This is a genomic window from Alkalihalobacillus sp. NPDC127517 (assembly GCF_050276055.1).
Lineage (GTDB): Bacteria > Bacillota > Bacilli > Bacillales > Bacillaceae_D > Alkalicoccobacillus.
On record NZ_JBNNQX010000019.1, the window covers coordinates 31,306 to 45,982 of the forward strand.

Annotated in this window: 21 protein-coding genes; 13 read left to right on the plus strand and 8 right to left on the minus strand. The window is 40.1% G+C overall.

All coding sequences use genetic code 11. The features are described 5' to 3' along the window. Positions 1-14: 14 nt before the first annotated feature. Together ACQKKO_RS19330 and sspK are read right to left on the minus strand one after the other, a co-directional pair. On the minus strand, positions 15-167 hold the full coding sequence (locus ACQKKO_RS19330; protein ID WP_203090320.1) for a YpzG family protein: 153 nt from the start codon (positions 165-167) through the stop codon (positions 15-17). A 16-nt stretch (positions 168-183) separates the two neighbouring features. After that, positions 184-339, minus strand: coding sequence for a small acid-soluble spore protein K (gene sspK, locus ACQKKO_RS19335; RefSeq protein ID WP_343129856.1), 156 nt, complete (start codon positions 337-339; stop codon positions 184-186). An 89-nt stretch (positions 340-428) separates the two neighbouring features. Between sspK and ACQKKO_RS19340 the strand changes: the two genes are divergently transcribed. Continuing rightward, complete coding sequence (locus tag ACQKKO_RS19340) at positions 429-677, plus strand: YfhJ family protein (protein ID WP_498650099.1); 249 nt, start codon at positions 429-431, stop codon at positions 675-677. Between the two features lie 44 nt (positions 678-721). Here the strand turns inward: ACQKKO_RS19340 and ACQKKO_RS19345 are convergent, their stop codons facing one another. Further along, the gene (locus tag ACQKKO_RS19345; RefSeq protein WP_498650102.1) at positions 722-1,705 is read right to left on the minus strand and encodes a metal-dependent hydrolase; all 984 of its coding nucleotides are present in this window, start codon (positions 1,703-1,705) and stop codon (positions 722-724) included. Between the two features lie 61 nt (positions 1,706-1,766). Here ACQKKO_RS19345 and ACQKKO_RS19350 point away from each other — a divergent pair, with 61 nt between their 5' ends. The 4 genes from ACQKKO_RS19350 (at position 1,767) to ACQKKO_RS19365 (ending at position 4,467) form a co-directional block, all read left to right on the plus strand. Further along, complete coding sequence (locus ACQKKO_RS19350) at positions 1,767-2,075, plus strand: hypothetical protein (protein WP_498650104.1); 309 nt, start codon at positions 1,767-1,769, stop codon at positions 2,073-2,075. Positions 2,076-2,088: 13 nt separating this feature from the next. Continuing rightward, complete coding sequence (gene mutY / locus ACQKKO_RS19355) at positions 2,089-3,177, plus strand: A/G-specific adenine glycosylase (protein ID WP_498650106.1); 1,089 nt, start codon at positions 2,089-2,091, stop codon at positions 3,175-3,177. Between the two features lie 2 nt (positions 3,178-3,179). Then, positions 3,180-3,935 (plus strand): SDR family NAD(P)-dependent oxidoreductase, encoded by a 756-nt coding sequence (locus tag ACQKKO_RS19360; protein WP_498650109.1) that lies wholly within the window; start codon positions 3,180-3,182, stop codon positions 3,933-3,935. Between the two features lie 157 nt (positions 3,936-4,092). Next, positions 4,093-4,467, plus strand: a complete 375-nt coding sequence (locus tag ACQKKO_RS19365) for a VOC family protein (protein ID WP_498650111.1) — start codon at positions 4,093-4,095, stop codon at positions 4,465-4,467. 298 nt (positions 4,468-4,765) lie between these two features. On the opposite strand, the gene ACQKKO_RS19370 is transcribed toward ACQKKO_RS19365, so the two are convergent. Next, positions 4,766-5,113, minus strand: coding sequence for a hypothetical protein (locus ACQKKO_RS19370; protein WP_498650112.1), 348 nt, complete (start codon positions 5,111-5,113; stop codon positions 4,766-4,768). After that, positions 5,106-5,327, minus strand: a complete 222-nt coding sequence (gene yfhS / locus ACQKKO_RS19375) for a mother cell protein YfhS (protein WP_479828087.1) — start codon at positions 5,325-5,327, stop codon at positions 5,106-5,108. Before yfhS ends, ACQKKO_RS19370 begins: the two co-directional genes overlap by 8 nt. A gap of 100 nt (positions 5,328-5,427) precedes the next feature. On the opposite strand from yfhS, the gene fabL reads away from it, so the two are divergent. The 4 genes from fabL to ACQKKO_RS19395 all read left to right on the plus strand — a co-directional run bounded on the left by fabL (position 5,428) and on the right by ACQKKO_RS19395 (position 8,955). Further along, positions 5,428-6,177 (plus strand): enoyl-[acyl-carrier-protein] reductase FabL, encoded by a 750-nt coding sequence (fabL, locus tag ACQKKO_RS19380; RefSeq protein ID WP_498650115.1) that lies wholly within the window; start codon positions 5,428-5,430, stop codon positions 6,175-6,177. A 60-nt stretch (positions 6,178-6,237) separates the two neighbouring features. After that, on the plus strand, positions 6,238-6,393 hold the full coding sequence (locus tag ACQKKO_RS19385) for a gamma-type small acid-soluble spore protein (RefSeq protein WP_203090304.1): 156 nt from the start codon (positions 6,238-6,240) through the stop codon (positions 6,391-6,393). Between the two features lie 235 nt (positions 6,394-6,628). After that, the gene (gene ntdP / locus ACQKKO_RS19390) at positions 6,629-7,156 is read left to right on the plus strand and encodes a nucleoside tri-diphosphate phosphatase (protein ID WP_203090303.1); all 528 of its coding nucleotides are present in this window, start codon (positions 6,629-6,631) and stop codon (positions 7,154-7,156) included. 53 nt (positions 7,157-7,209) lie between these two features. After that, positions 7,210-8,955 (plus strand): ABC transporter ATP-binding protein, encoded by a 1,746-nt coding sequence (locus ACQKKO_RS19395; protein ID WP_498650119.1) that lies wholly within the window; start codon positions 7,210-7,212, stop codon positions 8,953-8,955. 36 nt (positions 8,956-8,991) lie between these two features. Here the strand turns inward: ACQKKO_RS19395 and ACQKKO_RS19400 are convergent, their stop codons facing one another. Then, complete coding sequence (locus tag ACQKKO_RS19400; RefSeq protein ID WP_498650121.1) at positions 8,992-10,044, minus strand: FUSC family protein; 1,053 nt, start codon at positions 10,042-10,044, stop codon at positions 8,992-8,994. Positions 10,045-10,084: 40 nt separating this feature from the next. After that, complete coding sequence (locus tag ACQKKO_RS19405) at positions 10,085-11,386, minus strand: glutamate-1-semialdehyde 2,1-aminomutase (protein ID WP_498650123.1); 1,302 nt, start codon at positions 11,384-11,386, stop codon at positions 10,085-10,087. A 198-nt stretch (positions 11,387-11,584) separates the two neighbouring features. On the opposite strand from ACQKKO_RS19405, the gene bcp reads away from it, so the two are divergent. The 3 genes from bcp to perR all read left to right on the plus strand — a co-directional run bounded on the left by bcp (position 11,585) and on the right by perR (position 12,901). Then, entirely contained in the window at positions 11,585-12,058 is a 474-nt protein-coding gene (bcp, locus tag ACQKKO_RS19410) for a thioredoxin-dependent thiol peroxidase (RefSeq protein WP_498650125.1), read from the plus strand. 23 nt (positions 12,059-12,081) lie between these two features. After that, positions 12,082-12,378: a cyclic-di-AMP receptor gene (locus ACQKKO_RS19415; protein ID WP_203090298.1), complete on the plus strand. Its 297-nt coding sequence runs from the start codon at positions 12,082-12,084 to the stop codon at positions 12,376-12,378. A gap of 82 nt (positions 12,379-12,460) precedes the next feature. Next, positions 12,461-12,901, plus strand: coding sequence for a Fur family transcriptional regulator (gene perR / locus ACQKKO_RS19420; RefSeq protein ID WP_203090296.1), 441 nt, complete (start codon positions 12,461-12,463; stop codon positions 12,899-12,901). A 57-nt stretch (positions 12,902-12,958) separates the two neighbouring features. On the opposite strand, the gene ACQKKO_RS19425 is transcribed toward perR, so the two are convergent. After that, positions 12,959-13,315, minus strand: a complete 357-nt coding sequence (locus tag ACQKKO_RS19425; RefSeq protein ID WP_203090286.1) for a YgzB family protein — start codon at positions 13,313-13,315, stop codon at positions 12,959-12,961. 148 nt (positions 13,316-13,463) lie between these two features. Here ACQKKO_RS19425 and ACQKKO_RS19430 point away from each other — a divergent pair, with 148 nt between their 5' ends. Next, on the plus strand, positions 13,464-14,336 hold the full coding sequence (locus ACQKKO_RS19430) for a nucleotidyltransferase-like protein (RefSeq protein WP_498650128.1): 873 nt from the start codon (positions 13,464-13,466) through the stop codon (positions 14,334-14,336). Positions 14,337-14,677 lie beyond the last annotated feature (341 nt).

A 14,677-nucleotide genomic window follows, 5' to 3' on the forward strand; every position in this document is an offset into this window, starting at 1 on the left:
GCTTCAGGTGAACATTACGTACGGGTTCTCATTTGTTTCTCTAAAATAATGTTGTGCTGACTTTGTTCGGTTTCGCCATTCACTTGGTTAAAGGACTTTTTAGCATTAGCCCGTGGCGATTGAAAGGGATCTTTGTAGTGAGAGCTAAAACGTTGTTTATGACTCATTACATCTGCACCTCCGTCATTTGCTTGAATGATTGGTGTTTGAGCGAAACATCCGCTCTTGAGGTCGATCCGCAATCGTACCATCAGCACGTTTTGAAGAGAATTCAGGTTTTGCTTTAGGCTCTCCCGATAAGGAGATCCTACCTGGAAAATGAGATGCTTTGTTTCTCATGCTGCAGCCTCCTCTCCTGGTGGCCTACTTCTATTGTGTGTTAGAAGCGAAGAACTATAAGACGTAATTATTGTAAAGGAGAATGATAAATGGAAAAACGATTTGAAGAGCTAGCTGAACGACTTCTTGAAAAGAACGCTGAGATGACTCGTGACCAAGCACGAACTTGGGTGGAGAGTCTATGGGAGGACTTTGAAGCAACTCGGGCAAAGGCAGGTCGTCCGTATAGAGGACCTGAAACAACTGAAGCGATTGTAATTAAATGGATTGAGCAGTATGGTCCATACCTACATCGATATGAGCCAGGTCAAAAGAAATTCAGTCACTTGAACGAATAAGTTAGACAAAAAGGAGGAGACCCTTTGGTCACCCTCCTTTTTCATTACGTAACAACCTTTAATTTCTTTTGAAGTGTTTCTTCACTAAATACCCAGCCTGTATAGGAAGAAACAATGGTATAATCTTGGTCCATTTGAACAATGGCTACAAAGGGATAATGTCCTTTACTTCGGTAGCGCAAATCGTAAAAACGAACCTCTTGCATGCCTTCCTTACTCTCATCAACTTCCCATCGATATGTTGGCGAGAAGGATAGAAATGCGGACAAGTTTGGATCTTTTCTTGCTGCATTAATAATATCTGTCTCTGGAATGGGTACGAACTTATATCGTTCAAAAAAGTTGATTTCACGCTGTCTTGATTCTGCTACATGAAGCATAGTAGGTGTTCGAATGACAAGATGCCATTGATTCCAACGAATGGACGGTGAAACAAAAATATGTGTGGCATCAGGGTGCAGCTGTCTTGCATTTTGGACTACTTGTTTTTTCTCAAGGATTCTCCAACCATAATACACAAATAAAAGTCCGTATAGAGTTAAGAACACAGGTCCAGCTGATAGTAAATTACTCCACCATAAAAGAATGGCAACTAAGTGTGCTGTGAAAATGAATGGGTCAAAGATATTTATGACTCCAAGGGCAATCCACCTATTTGAAAAGGGACGGAGTGCTTGAGTTCCATAAGCATTAAAGATATCTACAAATACATGTAGGAAAACAGCAATAAATGTCCACAGCAGTAAATGTAGCCAATCTGATCCACTAACTAAAAGAGATACAACTCCAGAAATAAGAAGTGTCCAGATTAATACTGCCGGAATGGAATGTGTGAGGCCGCGATGGTTTCGAATATATACGGCGTTATTTCTTAATTTTAGAACGGTGTCAAAATCGGGTGCCTGTGAACCAATAATTGCGCAAGCCATAACAGCACCAGGCATCACAGGATTAGATGCGACTGCAGGGTCTATCGTTGCTAGTCCGCCAAGGCTAATACCCATCACAATATGTGTTGTTGTATCCATGAAACAGGGGAGCCTCCTTTAATGGTTCCAACCCAAATCAGGTGATAAGGATGAGTGGTTTATGAATCAATCAATACGTGTGTTTATTGAATATAAAATTCAAGCTGATGCGAAGGTTTCCTATGAAACACATATGCCTACCATCTTAAGCGAGTTGGCTCAAGAAGGAGCAACAAACATTGAATGGTTTGAGGCATGTGATCAACCTTTGTTGTACGTTGAAATGTTTGACGCATCATCGTTATCCCATTATCAGCGTTTAAAAGAGCTTCGTCAAATCAAAACCCATACCGTTTTTGGAGAACTAGATCATTCAATTGATGGTGGCCTTATTAAGATGCATTGCTGGGCCTTTGCTAAAAAGACGTAAGGAGTGAGCATGTTTGGAATTACGCTGTACAGAAAAAATAGATATTAAGGCTTTTAGATCCCAGCTTATAAGCTGGTTTTACCATAACCAACGCGACCTTCCGTGGCGCGAAAATAGGGACCCATATCGTGTTTGGGTTTCGGAGATTATGCTCCAACAAACAAGAGTAGATACCGTTATTCCTTTTTACTTAAATTTCATGCGCCAGTTTCCAACACTTACTGCATTAGCTGATGCGACAGAAGATGAGATTTTAAAAGCGTGGGAAGGCTTAGGTTATTATTCCCGCGTACGAAATTTACAAACGGCAGTCCGTGAAGTTGTTGCAGAATACAGTGGAATTGTTCCAAATACAAGGGAAGAAATTTCTACATTAAAAGGGGTAGGACCTTATACCGCAGGAGCTATTTTAAGTATTGCTTATAACAAAGCTGAACCCGCTGTAGATGGAAATGTAATGAGAGTGCTATCAAGGGTACTACTTATAGATGAAGATATTGCAAAAGCAAAAACAAGAAAAACCTTTGAACAAGAACTTTACGAACTAATTGATCCGGACGATCCCTCCGCCTTTAATCAAGGTTTAATGGAGCTTGGTGCACTTGTCTGTACACCTACCTCACCTGGTTGCCTGTTATGTCCAGTGCAAAGTGAGTGTGGGGCATACAAACAAGGTTTACAAAATGAGCTTCCGGTGAAATCAAAAAAGAAGAAGGCTGTTCCTAAGCAAATGGCTGCATTTATTGTGCGAAATAAAAAAGGGCAGTTACTCATTGAAAAACGTTCTGAGAAGGGGTTACTTGCAGGCTTATGGCAGTTCCCTAATTTTGAAGTCATTCAATCTGGTTTTAATCAGGAATTAGAGGAAGGACTAAAAACGGAATATGGAATTCACGCGTATACGTATTCAGAGCCTGTTCAGACCATTGAGCATGTGTTTTCGCACATCATATGGAACATTTCTGTATTTGAAGCAGAGGCAGAAGAAGCAATCTCAACAAAAGAAACGTCCTTACGTTGGGTAACGGAAGCTGAATTGGAATCATTTGCTTTTCCGGTGTCTCATCAAAAGATCATTACTCAATCCATTCGAGGTGAATAAGCATGGACTTGCAATTAAACGGTAAGGTAGTTTTTGTTACAGGTGGTTCAAAAGGCATTGGACGGGCCATTGCCGAAGCTTTTTTAGAAGAAGGAGCGACAGTTGCCATTGCAGCTCGAGGTAAAAATGAATTACAGCTATGTGCAAAGGAACTGAAGGTCTTTACAGTACAAGCTGATCTTTCGGTTGAGAGTGAACGCGAACGTGCTTTCCAAGAGGTAACAGAAACACTAGGTACCGTAGATATCCTGATCAATAATGTAGGTGGAAGTAATGGTTCTACAGTGGATGAAACAGAAATGAATACATTTCAAGAAGCCTTTGATTTAAATTACTTCTCAGCGGTTCATTTTAGTAAATTAGCGTTTCAACAGATGAAGCAAAACCAAAATGGAGCAATTGTTAATATCTCATCTGTGTTTGGTCGTGAATCAGGGGGGAAGCCGACTTACAATGGTGCTAAGGCTGCCTTAATTAGCTTCACTAAAGCCTTTGCGGATGAAGCAATTCAATATGGAGTTCGTGTAAATGGTGTTGCTCCAGGATCTATTTTACACCCGTCCGGTAACTGGCAAAAAAGAGTGGATGAAAACCCTGAGAAGATGAGGGCATTTGTCGAAGCGGAAATTCCGGCTGGACGATTTGGTTCGGCTGAAGAGGTCGCTCACACTGTTGTGTTTTTAGCCTCGCAAAAAGCAAGCTGGGTTATTGGGGCAACCTTAAACGTTGATGGGGGACAATCAAAATCAAATTTTTAAACAATGCCTGCCTGGTGTTCAACTGTATGTGGACCCAGGCTTTTATTTTAATGTAGCTGCTTTAACTAGAATCCTTTGTGTTAAAATATCATTGAATACATTGTAGATTTCATTTTAGGGAAATAATCTGATATTTTAACATTTGGGAGGGGTTTCTATGATTCAAAAACTAGGACAAGTCATGCTTTATGTAGAGAATCAAGATCAATCAGTCGCATTCTGGACAGAGGTATTAGAATTTCAGGTGATATCAGATCAAACTGGACATGGAATGCGTTGGATTGAACTGGCTCCGAAAAATGGTGAAGGCAGCCATATCGTGTTGCATAACAAAACCAAAATTGCTGAAATGTCACCGGAATTATCATTGGGAACGCCGTCCTTAATGTTTTACGCTAGTCAATTGGATGAACTGTATCAATCGATGAAGGACAAAGGCATTATAGTTGGAGAGATCGTTGATATGAGAGCAGGAAGAGTATTTAACTTTTCAGATTACGAAGAGAACTATTTCGCAGTGATGGGAGTGTAGATATTGCAATAAAAAGACGTGTGGACTCGACTAAAGATTAATATGAAAATGGCGAATGGTTCATCAATCAAATCATTCGCCATTCGCATTTTTTATTATGAATCGAGCGAAAGGAGAACCCGAATCTCCTGTGGATAAATAAGCGGTGAAGACTCTGTAGCTGTGGGTTTACAGCGGGTAGGCTGAGGCCGTACTACGCGGGTGGGGGATTCTCCTGCAGCGGATATCATGCTATATTCATGTTTTAAGATCTACTTTAATTTTGTTTCAGTCTCTCGTTTTTGACGCGAATGCTTACTCACATCTCATTATTAATCAAATGAATCTCTTTAATCTTAGCCTTAGTTTCTTCTGTACCTAACTTATACAACTCATCGAAAATGTCATTTAACCCTCGCTGATACTCGTTTTTATCTGCATCGCCTTCCATGTCATCAAAATGCCTAAAGCTAATGAGATTACCAAGCTCAACATCATGGGCTTGAACCTCGTGCAGTAAGTGTTCAAGATCCTCACGTTCACTTAGCGTCGCTTCTATTTCATACTCAATAAGCTGGCCATCATTGACACGAACGGGACTGATTGTATCCATGCTGATTGGATTGAGGTTCACATAATAAAGCTGCTTGTCTTCCTCGTTAGTCATAATGAATTTCCGTCCCTTGTGTATAGGTTGCACTATGATGCATGCCACCTCTTGATTCAATTTCTTTTATAATCTGAGTATGAATGGATGCACCTTCCTGATTTAAATAAGGAGCAATTTGTCCTAAGCTATGGTGGAAATAAGCAAGTTCTTTATCTGTCCATTTGTCCTTGCCCATCATTGAAAGCTCCGTCATATCACGTCCTACATACATTTACAGTCCTCCTCATTTGTTTATTTACGTTTAGTGTGGCTTTCATGGTTGATGGCTATGCGCTATAATAAGTGGGCAGATTTGAATGGAGGAAATAAAAATGAGTCAAAAAGTAGCAGTTGTAACAGGAAGCAGTAGAGGAATTGGTAAGCAAATTGCCTTACGTTTAGCTGGTCTTGGATATGACTTGGTTATCAACTATGCAAGAAGTAAGCAGCCGGCACTTGATACAGCTGCTGAAATAGAAGCAATGGGTCAAAAGGCGATTGTCGTTAAAGCAAACGTTGGGAAGCCAGAGAAATTAAAAGAATTGTTCCAGACTGTAGAAGAAGAATATGGTCGCCTTGATGTATTTGTAAACAATGCAGCCTCAGGTGTTCTTCGCCCTTTAATGGAGTTAGAAGAGAATCATTGGGATTGGACAATGGACATTAATGCAAAGGCGCTTCTCTTTGGTGCTCAAGAAGCAGCAAAGCTTATGGCTAAAAGCGGTGGGGGACGAATGGTTAGCTTAAGTTCACTTGGTTCCATTCGATACTTACCTAACTATACGACAGTTGGAGTATCAAAAGCGGCAGTTGAAGCCTTAACTCGCTACTTGGCTGTTGAGCTTGCACCAATGAATATTGCTGTAAATGCTGTATCTGGTGGAGCGGTTGATACAGATGCTCTTACTCATTTTCCAAACCGTGAAGAACTACTTGCAGATGCAGCCAAACGGACTCCGGCTGGACGTGTGGTAGAGCCGTCTGATTTGGCGAATGCAGCCATTTTCTTATTATCTGATGAAGCAAATATGGTTCGCGGACAAACATTAATCGTTGATGGCGGGATATCGTTATTAACTTAAAAATGTTTGCATAAGTTTTGCGCCTCCAGGACATCTTAATTGTTGTGGAGGTGATAAACCATGGAAAACAAAACAAATACAAACGCTAAGACTGTTCAAAAGCAAAACCAAGCTTCTAAACAAGGGAGCTACAACACTGAATTTGCATCTGAAACAGATGTACAACAAGTGAAGAAACAAAACGCTCAGTCTCAGTCTAAAAAAACACAACAGTAACACTCTGTTTTTATGACAGAGCAAACGTCCTCTGACCAATCGGTTTAGAGGGCGTTTTTACATGTATACATATTAAATCTTATGCTTGTTTTATCATTTCAGGCGCTTACCGTTTCAAAACGATATGGAAAACTGTATAATGAAAGTGGATAAAAAGATGGTTAGTACGTTAATTTTTGCAGTAAACAGGATTTAGCCTGTTTATGGCGTCCGAATCAATAGAAAGGAGCCATTTATGAACTTTCCCAAAGTAGGAAGCAACATTCAAATCCATAGTTATAAACACAATGGATCACTTCATCGCATTTGGGAAGATACAATCGTGCTTAAAGGGACGTCAAAAGTCGTAATTGGTGGGAATGATCGAATTATCGTGAAAGAATCAGATGGTCGAAATTGGCGGACACGAGAGCCGGCAATCTGTTATTTTGATTCAGAGACGTGGTTTAACACAATCGGTATGATTCGTTCTGACGGTATTTACTATTACTGTAACCTTGGCACACCCTTTACATGGGATGACGAGGCAGTAAAGTATATCGATTACGATCTCGACATAAAGGTGTTTCCGGACATGACCTTTAAGCTTTTGGATGAAGATGAATATGAGCTTCACAGTAAAGCGATGAATTATCCTCCGGAGCTTGATGGCATTTTAAGAAGAAGTGTAGATGAATTAATCTCATGGATTCACCAACGAAAAGGTCCATTCGCTCCGCAATTTGTAGAAAGCTGGTACGAGCGGTATCTGCAATATCGATAAGCTAAGAAGCCTGGATTCCAGGCTTTCTTTATTCAGAAGAAGGTGTACGTAATTTGAGTAGTATCCGTAGGTATATGGTGTTTGTTAAGCCATACTGGAAACAAATCGCAGCTACAATTGTAATTGGTATTTTAAAATTCGGCATACCGTTGCTCCTTCCACTCGTGATGATGTACATCATTGATGATCTCATTCTAAATGATGCCTTGAGTCAAGCAGATAAGCTTTCCACCCTGTTTTGGATGATGGGAGGAATGTTTTTTCTTTTTGTCGTTATTCGGCCACCGGTTGAATATTACAGGCAGTATTTCGCACAATGGATTGGGAACAAGGTATTGTTTGATATAAGAGATCAGCTGTTTGGACATATTCAAAAGCTGAGTTTACGTTTTTACTCCAATCGTAAAGTAGGAGAGATCATCTCTCGAGTCATTCATGATGTGGAACAGACAAAGAACTTTGTGATTACAGGATTAATGAACATTTGGCTCGACCTTTTTACGATCGTTATTGCTATTGTCATTATGATGAATCTACATTTTTGGCTAACGATTGTAGCCATATCCATGTTTCCTTTGTACGGGCTATCCATTAAATATTTCTATGCAAGGCTCCGAGGTTTAACGAGAGACCGGTCTCAAGCATTAGCTGAAGTTCAGGGGCACCTGCATGAACGAGTGCAAGGAATGAACATTATCCGAAGCTTCGCTCTTGAGGATCATGAGCAGAAGGCATTTGCCAAACGGAATAATCATTTCTTAGATAAGGCTCTTGATCATACAAGCTGGAATGCTAAAACATTTGCAGTGGTGAATACCATTACGGACTTTGCACCATTACTGGTGTTATTGGTTTCAGGTTATTTTGTTATTACAGACAGCCTTGAGATAGGGGCAATGACGGCCTTTGTTCTTTATATGGAGAGATTGTATAGTCCGCTTAGAAGGCTAATTAACTCATCAACAACGCTTACTCAATCGATTGCATCAATGGATAGGGTGTTTGAATTTGTTGATGAGAAGTATGATATTAAGGATTCCGATCAGGCATCTGATCTAGACAAAGTGAACGGGGATGTATCATTCCAGCACGTATCTTTTTCGTATGAACCAGAAAGTGAACCCGTGTTAATGGACATTAATCTAGATGTTACAAGCGGCGAAACCATTGCGTTTGTAGGCATGAGTGGTGGCGGAAAGAGTACCCTCATTAGTCTTATTCCAAGGTTTTATGACGTGACAGAAGGACGCATTCTTGTTGATAATCATGACATTCGCTCCTTTCGGGTGCGGACGCTCCGAGACAAGATTGGAATGGTTCTGCAGGACAATATTTTATTTAGCGATTCCATTAAGATGAATATTAAGATGGGGAATCCTGATGCGACAGATGAGGATGTCATTCAGGCAGCGAAACTCGCAAACGCACACGAATTTATTCTTGGACTCGCCCACGGATATGATACACAGGTGGGGGAGCGAGGTGTGAAACTATCAGGTGGACAGAAACAGAGAATTGCGATCGCACGAGTTTTCTTAAAGAATCCACCAATCCTCATATTTGACGAAGCAACATCAGCCTTGGATCTTGAAAGTGAGCATTATATTCAAGAGGCGCTTGGTACACTGGCTAAAGATCGCACAACCTTCATTGTAGCTCACCGCTTGTCAACAATCACATCAGCTGATCGGATTGTTGTGATTAAAAATGGACAAATCAGTGAAGTTGGTTCTCATGATGAACTGATGAAGAAGGAAGGCAGTTATCACAAACTGTTTCAAGTCCAGCAACTAAATTAATAAAAAGCCGTGAACTCTAACAGTTCACGGCTTTTCCTATGATGATTCATTATGAGAAGTTACGTTTTCAACTAGTTGATCCAGATACTCTAGTTCTTCATGATATTCAATGACCTCTGAAATGGCGGGCAAAAAGTGATGCCATTGTGCCAAATCAAATTCAGGCTCTTCATAAAGTGTAACAAACAAATTCGTTAACTTCGCTTGACCTTTATCAATATCACTGACTAATTCATCGGAAGGGTTGCTACTCACCTTACCAGCGTATCTCATCATAATTCGGTTATGATACGTTGTTAAATGTTCAAGCTGACTTTGAATAATCTCTCTCACTCGCGGTGGCAGTTCGTCTATTTCGTTTAAACGTTTATCAAAGCTACTTAGCACATCAAGAGCTTTTTTAGATGTATGCACCATCTGTCTAAACACGACTACACGTCTAGCCTTTCCAAAGCTTCGTTTTAAGAAATACGTTCGTTCTTCCTTAAAGAGATCAAACAATGTATCAAGCTTTTCCATCTCAGAGTAAAGACGATCGATATCCTGCTTTAACATTTTCAAATCGGCATCTCTGTGAACAAATAGCATGAGCCACTGAATCGTTTCGTTCACCGCTTTAGTCATTCGTTCATATAACTTCAATTCATATCGAGGTGGAATGAAAATCAAATTCACGATAAATGCTGCTAAAATCCCTAGTATGATTAAAAAGAACCTGCCTGCAGCGAATTGAAGGAAGTTATCACTAGGTGTTTCCATAATAATGATAATGGTTACGATTGAGATTGGAATCGTTGCAGCTTGAAGATTTAGCTTTAAAATGATGGCAATGGATAAGGCAACCACCACACCAACAACAAAGGGCTCATTCCCGAATGTAATGACAAACACTACACCGAGGACGGCTCCAATTACGTTTGCTTGGGACTGGTCAAGTAAGGTTTTAAATGTTCGATAAATCGATGGCTGAATAGCAAATGCAGCCGCGATCGCTGCAAAGGTTGGGGGTTCTAACCCAACCCATTCAGCAAGATACAAAGCAAGAATAATCGCAAGCCCCGTTTTAAATATCCTAGCTCCTAATTTCATCTTGGATGAATCCTTTCCAGGTTAATAAATGAAACAATGATTATTCGAACGTGGCAGCAACCTCTGCAAAGGCAACGTCGGCCGCCTTAAGCGTTTGATCAATGTCTGCTTCTGTATGTGCAATCGTTAAGAACCAAGCCTCAAATTTAGAAGGAGCTAGGTTAATTCCTTGATCAAGCATTGCTTTAAAGAATATAGCGAATTGATCACTGTTGGTAGCATCAGCTTGATCATAGTTCGTAATCGTCTCAGTTCCGAAATACAGTGTTAATGCTCCTTTTACGCGATTCACCGTACATTTAACATGATGTTTCCGCGCAAGCTGTAATAATCCTGTCTCAAGGCGCTCTCCTAATTGGTTTAGGTGTTCGTATACTCCTTCTTCGGCTAACACATCTAGACAAGCAATCCCAGCGGACATAGAAGCAGGGTTTCCTGCCATAGTTCCAGCTTGATAAGCAGGTCCAAGTGGAGCAACCTTCTCCATAATGTCTGCGCGACCACCGTAAGCTCCGATTGGCAGTCCGCCACCAATGATTTTGCCAAGAGCCGTCATATCAGGGTAGACATCTAAATAGTCTTGCGCCCCGCCGTACATAAAGCGGAATGCAGTGATAACCTCATCGTATATAACGAGTCCGCCATGCTGATGGGTTAACTCGTTCACTTGCTGCAGAAACCCAGGAGCAGGCTCAACCATTCCAAAGTTCCCAACAATCGGTTCGACTAAAACAGCGGCAATTTCCGCACCCCATTTTTCTAATGTCTCGCGATATGCATCAATGTCATTAAACGGAACGGTAATAACTTCTTTTGCAATGTTTTTAGTTACCCCTGCAGAATCCGGTGTACCGAGTGTAGCTGGTCCAGATCCCGCTGCAACAAGAACTAAGTCAGAGTGTCCGTGGTAACATCCCGCAAACTTAACAATCTTATCTCGCCCTGTATAGGCACGAGCAACACGAATAGTTGTCATGACAGCCTCAGTTCCTGAGTTAACAAAGCGTACCTTTTCGAGTGATGGAATCGCACCTTTTAATTTGGCAGCAAACTCATTCTCAAGCTTTGTTGGTGTACCATACAATACGCCGTTCTCAGCAGCTGTTTGAATGGCTTTTGTAATCGTCGGATGGGCGTGCCCGGCAATAATAGGACCGTATGCGCCTAAGAAATCAATGTATTTGTTATCATCTTCATCCCAGAAGTATGCACCGGAGCCACGTTTCATAAAAACAGGCGTACCTCCGCCAACTCCCTTGAACGCACGTGAAGGACTATTCACTCCACCTAAAATATGTTCTTTCGCTTCAGTATATAAATGTTCTGATCTAACTCTTTCCATAAAAAAATACCCTCCAGCAATCTAAGTCTCTCTTAGCCATTCAACCATACAGGTAAGGGGTAGGCAAGTTTTTTTGAGGGAGCAAGGTGATTAAAGAAACATAGGATAGGGTAAAAATACATGGAAAGACCTAAAACATTGATAATGAAGAAAGAATCGATTACGATTTATTATAATATGAAGAAAAGGAATGATTAGATGACCGCAGAAGTTGGCAAACAGGCACCAGACTTTACACTACCAATTACAACAGGGGAAACGAAATCTCTTTCAGATTACAAAGGACAGTACATCGTTCTTTACTTTTATCCGAAAGATAATACACCTGGATGTACAACCGAAGCGTGTGACTTTAGAGATTTAACAACACCTTTAAAAGATCAAGGTGCAGTTGTACTTGGTGTTAGTCCAGACTCGATTAAGAAACATCAGAACTTTACCGAAAAATTTTCACTGCCATTTCCACTTTTCTCTGATGAAGAAGCAAAAGCAGCAGAAGCCTATGGAGTATGGCAGTTAAAGAAGAACTTTGGGAAAGAATATATGGGGATTGTTCGCTCAACCTTTATCATTGATAAAGACTTTAACTTAGTGAAAGAATGGCGTAAAGTAAGTGTAAAAGAACATGCCAATGAAGTGCTCGCTTTTCTAAAAGAATTAAATGAAGAGTAGGCTTTTAAAAAAGGGAGGCTCTTATGAAATTACTTGTCTGTATTTTAGATGACTTTTATAAGGAACAAGTGGAAAAAGAATTAAGAGAAAAAGGGTACCGGATGACGGAGCTTGCGAGCTCAGGAGGTTTCTTGCGTAAAGGAAGTACTACGTTTTTATTTGGAGCAAACGAAGATGACTTACCTGGATTACGTGACTCATTAAAAGAGGCATGCTTAAATGTAGAAAAGAAAAAACAACGCAAGGACAAACGACCTCATCGTTACACGTCATTTCTAATGAAGTCAGGCGATTTGTCTGCTCTGCTCGCCAATCAGTAATTCGTCTAATTGACAGGGAGTTTATTCTTGCCTTATAATTATTATAAAGTAAGAATAGGTTTCGAAAGCGAGGTGCGTGACGATGTCAACAAATCATCGCCTGCATGAAGCAGTTGAGGCTCTTAAAAGCACTCGTGTCCGTATGACTCCTCAACGCCACGCCATTTTGGAGTATCTATATGAATCATTGATTCATCCTACTGCAGATGATATTTATAAAGCGCTTGAAGGTAGATTTCCTAATATGAGTGTTGCAACTGTGTATAATAACCTACGTGTATTTAAAGAAGTAGGGATTGTAAAAGAATTGACGTATGGAGATTCGTCCAGTCGATTCGACAGTGTGACAACAGATCATTATCATGCTATTTGTAATGTGTGTGGCAAGATCGTTGATTTCCATTATCCTGGACTAAATGAAGTGGAGTCGTTGGCAGAGCATGTTACTGGTTTTGACGTAAGTGGCCATCGAATGGAGATTCATGGTACTTGTGCAGATTGTAAAGGCAAGGTTGAACATTAAACAGAACAAATACAAAGCCCATCAGCTTAGACCGATGGGCTTTATTTTTTTAGGTTGTTATGATTTACTTGATTTTCGGTTATAGTTTTCATCAAAATCTAGGCCTTCAAGCGTTTTGTCTACAGTCAGTGGCTGATTACAGTGCATACATGCATCAACTCTACCTAAGACCTTAGTGTGTCCTTCGCAGTTAGGACATTGTACAGGAACAGCTCTCGTTGAAAGCATGCCAATAAAAAAGTAGACAACTGTACTTGATATAACAGCGAGAAAGCCAATTAACATGGCAATCGTCATAATAATCGCATTGCCCTTAAAGAAGATGCCTATGTACATAATGAGGATTCCGATAAAGACTAAGGAAAGAGCAAAGGTTCTTATCTTATTAATCTTGTTTGAATATTTAATAGCCATTCTCCGCCTCCTTAGCAAAAGTATAACATAGAAAGCGCATCCAAACAGTCATTTCTATAAAGGTAAAGAAGGAAGTTTATCATTTTTGTTGAATTGAAAGAAATAGACGTTGAACTTTGAGAGCAGTTTTTCTACGGGGAGGAACATCATGGATATTTTATTAAGACAACTCTATCAGGATCAAGCGAGTAAAGAGCACACATGTGCCATTCTCGTTTTAAAGAAGGACGATTCATCCTTTTTAAGTACAGACGGATTTGATGCGATTATTTTGCTGATCTCTGATGGCGTCATAGATTGGGTTAGCAAACATTATGAAGCATCAGGTAAAAGAATTGCCTTTCATACAATGAGTCAAGATATGATGCACCATTCATTAATAACAGGAAATCAACGCCGGTTAATTGATTGGCTTGTGAATGGAAAGATTGTTTATGATCGTAATGAGTTTATGCAGGAAGTAAAGCAGCGCATTGATACATTTCCACCAGGAGACCGTACCAAAAAATTAACGATTCAGTTTGCGAAACTACTCCGTAGGTTTGAAGAGGGCAAGGCACTTTTTAGTCGTGGGTATATTCTAGATGGATTCAGTAATCTATTTCACGCGCTTCATCATTTAGCTAGAATCGCGGTCATTAAAGATGGTTTTTATCCAGAAGTGACGGTTTGGGAGCAAGTAAAAAAAATTGAACCTGAAATTCATAAGCTGTATCAAGAGGCTTTAAATAGTGAAGAACCGCTTAACAAAAGAATTGAATTGTTGATCTTAGCACTAGAGGTAGCTATCATTTCTAAACTGGAACTCGGATCAAATCATTTTTTGGATGTTCTGCGCTCTATTGAAGGAGAAGTTTCGATCTCTGAACTTTTAGCTATTCCAGAGGTTCAAGAATATCGAATTGATCTAGAACTGATTTTAAATGTTTTAATAGAGAAAGAATTTGTTACAATAGTAAAGAAAGAAACACCTGCGAAAGCTATATTTCAAACAAAATATAAAATAAATGATTTTCTTTGAGAAAAGTGTTGACTCATTTCTTGTGGCATGATAAATTATTACTTGTCGCTGCGGAGGAATCTTGCAGCGGACAAGAAAAACTTTTTAAAAAAGTTATTGACTTCCTGATAACGAAATGTTATTATTTAAAAGTCGCTGATAACGACAAACAAGTTCTTTGAAAACTGAACAAAAGCCAAGCGTACGAAGAGATACACGATATCTCATAAGTATAAAAAGTCGTAGTGTAAACTACGCAATTGGAATGTTGATGGAGACATCAACGCCAGCAGTTGAGCAATCAACTCACCACTTTTATGGAGAGTTTGATCCTGGCTCAGGACGAACGCTGGCGGCGTGCC

Bases quoted from the DNA above. Each gene is read 5' to 3' on its own strand.
- ACQKKO_RS19365 (WP_498650111.1), top strand. From the start codon at position 4,093: ATGATTCAAAAACTAGGACAAGTCATGCTTTATGTAGAGAATCAAGAT.
- fabL (WP_498650115.1), top strand. From the start codon at position 5,428: ATGAGTCAAAAAGTAGCAGTTGTAACAGGAAGCAGTAGAGGAATTGGT.
- ntdP (WP_203090303.1), top strand. From the start codon at position 6,629: ATGAACTTTCCCAAAGTAGGAAGCAACATTCAAATCCATAGTTATAAA.
- yfhS (WP_479828087.1), bottom strand. From the start codon at position 5,327: ATGTATGTAGGACGTGATATGACGGAGCTTTCAATGATGGGCAAGGAC.
- ACQKKO_RS19370 (WP_498650112.1), bottom strand. From the start codon at position 5,113: ATGACTAACGAGGAAGACAAGCAGCTTTATTATGTGAACCTCAATCCA.
- perR (WP_203090296.1), top strand. From the start codon at position 12,461: ATGTCAACAAATCATCGCCTGCATGAAGCAGTTGAGGCTCTTAAAAGC.
- ACQKKO_RS19400 (WP_498650121.1), bottom strand. From the start codon at position 10,044: ATGAAATTAGGAGCTAGGATATTTAAAACGGGGCTTGCGATTATTCTT.
- sspK (WP_343129856.1), bottom strand. From the start codon at position 339: ATGAGAAACAAAGCATCTCATTTTCCAGGTAGGATCTCCTTATCGGGA.
- ACQKKO_RS19430 (WP_498650128.1), top strand. From the start codon at position 13,464: ATGGATATTTTATTAAGACAACTCTATCAGGATCAAGCGAGTAAAGAG.
- ACQKKO_RS19345 (WP_498650102.1), bottom strand. From the start codon at position 1,705: ATGGATACAACAACACATATTGTGATGGGTATTAGCCTTGGCGGACTA.
- bcp (WP_498650125.1), top strand. From the start codon at position 11,585: ATGACCGCAGAAGTTGGCAAACAGGCACCAGACTTTACACTACCAATT.
- ACQKKO_RS19330 (WP_203090320.1), bottom strand. From the start codon at position 167: ATGAGTCATAAACAACGTTTTAGCTCTCACTACAAAGATCCCTTTCAA.
- ACQKKO_RS19340 (WP_498650099.1), top strand. From the start codon at position 429: ATGGAAAAACGATTTGAAGAGCTAGCTGAACGACTTCTTGAAAAGAAC.
- ACQKKO_RS19360 (WP_498650109.1), top strand. From the start codon at position 3,180: ATGGACTTGCAATTAAACGGTAAGGTAGTTTTTGTTACAGGTGGTTCA.
- ACQKKO_RS19425 (WP_203090286.1), bottom strand. From the start codon at position 13,315: ATGGCTATTAAATATTCAAACAAGATTAATAAGATAAGAACCTTTGCT.
- ACQKKO_RS19415 (WP_203090298.1), top strand. From the start codon at position 12,082: ATGAAATTACTTGTCTGTATTTTAGATGACTTTTATAAGGAACAAGTG.
- ACQKKO_RS19405 (WP_498650123.1), bottom strand. From the start codon at position 11,386: ATGGAAAGAGTTAGATCAGAACATTTATATACTGAAGCGAAAGAACAT.
- ACQKKO_RS19385 (WP_203090304.1), top strand. From the start codon at position 6,238: ATGGAAAACAAAACAAATACAAACGCTAAGACTGTTCAAAAGCAAAAC.
- ACQKKO_RS19350 (WP_498650104.1), top strand. From the start codon at position 1,767: ATGAATCAATCAATACGTGTGTTTATTGAATATAAAATTCAAGCTGAT.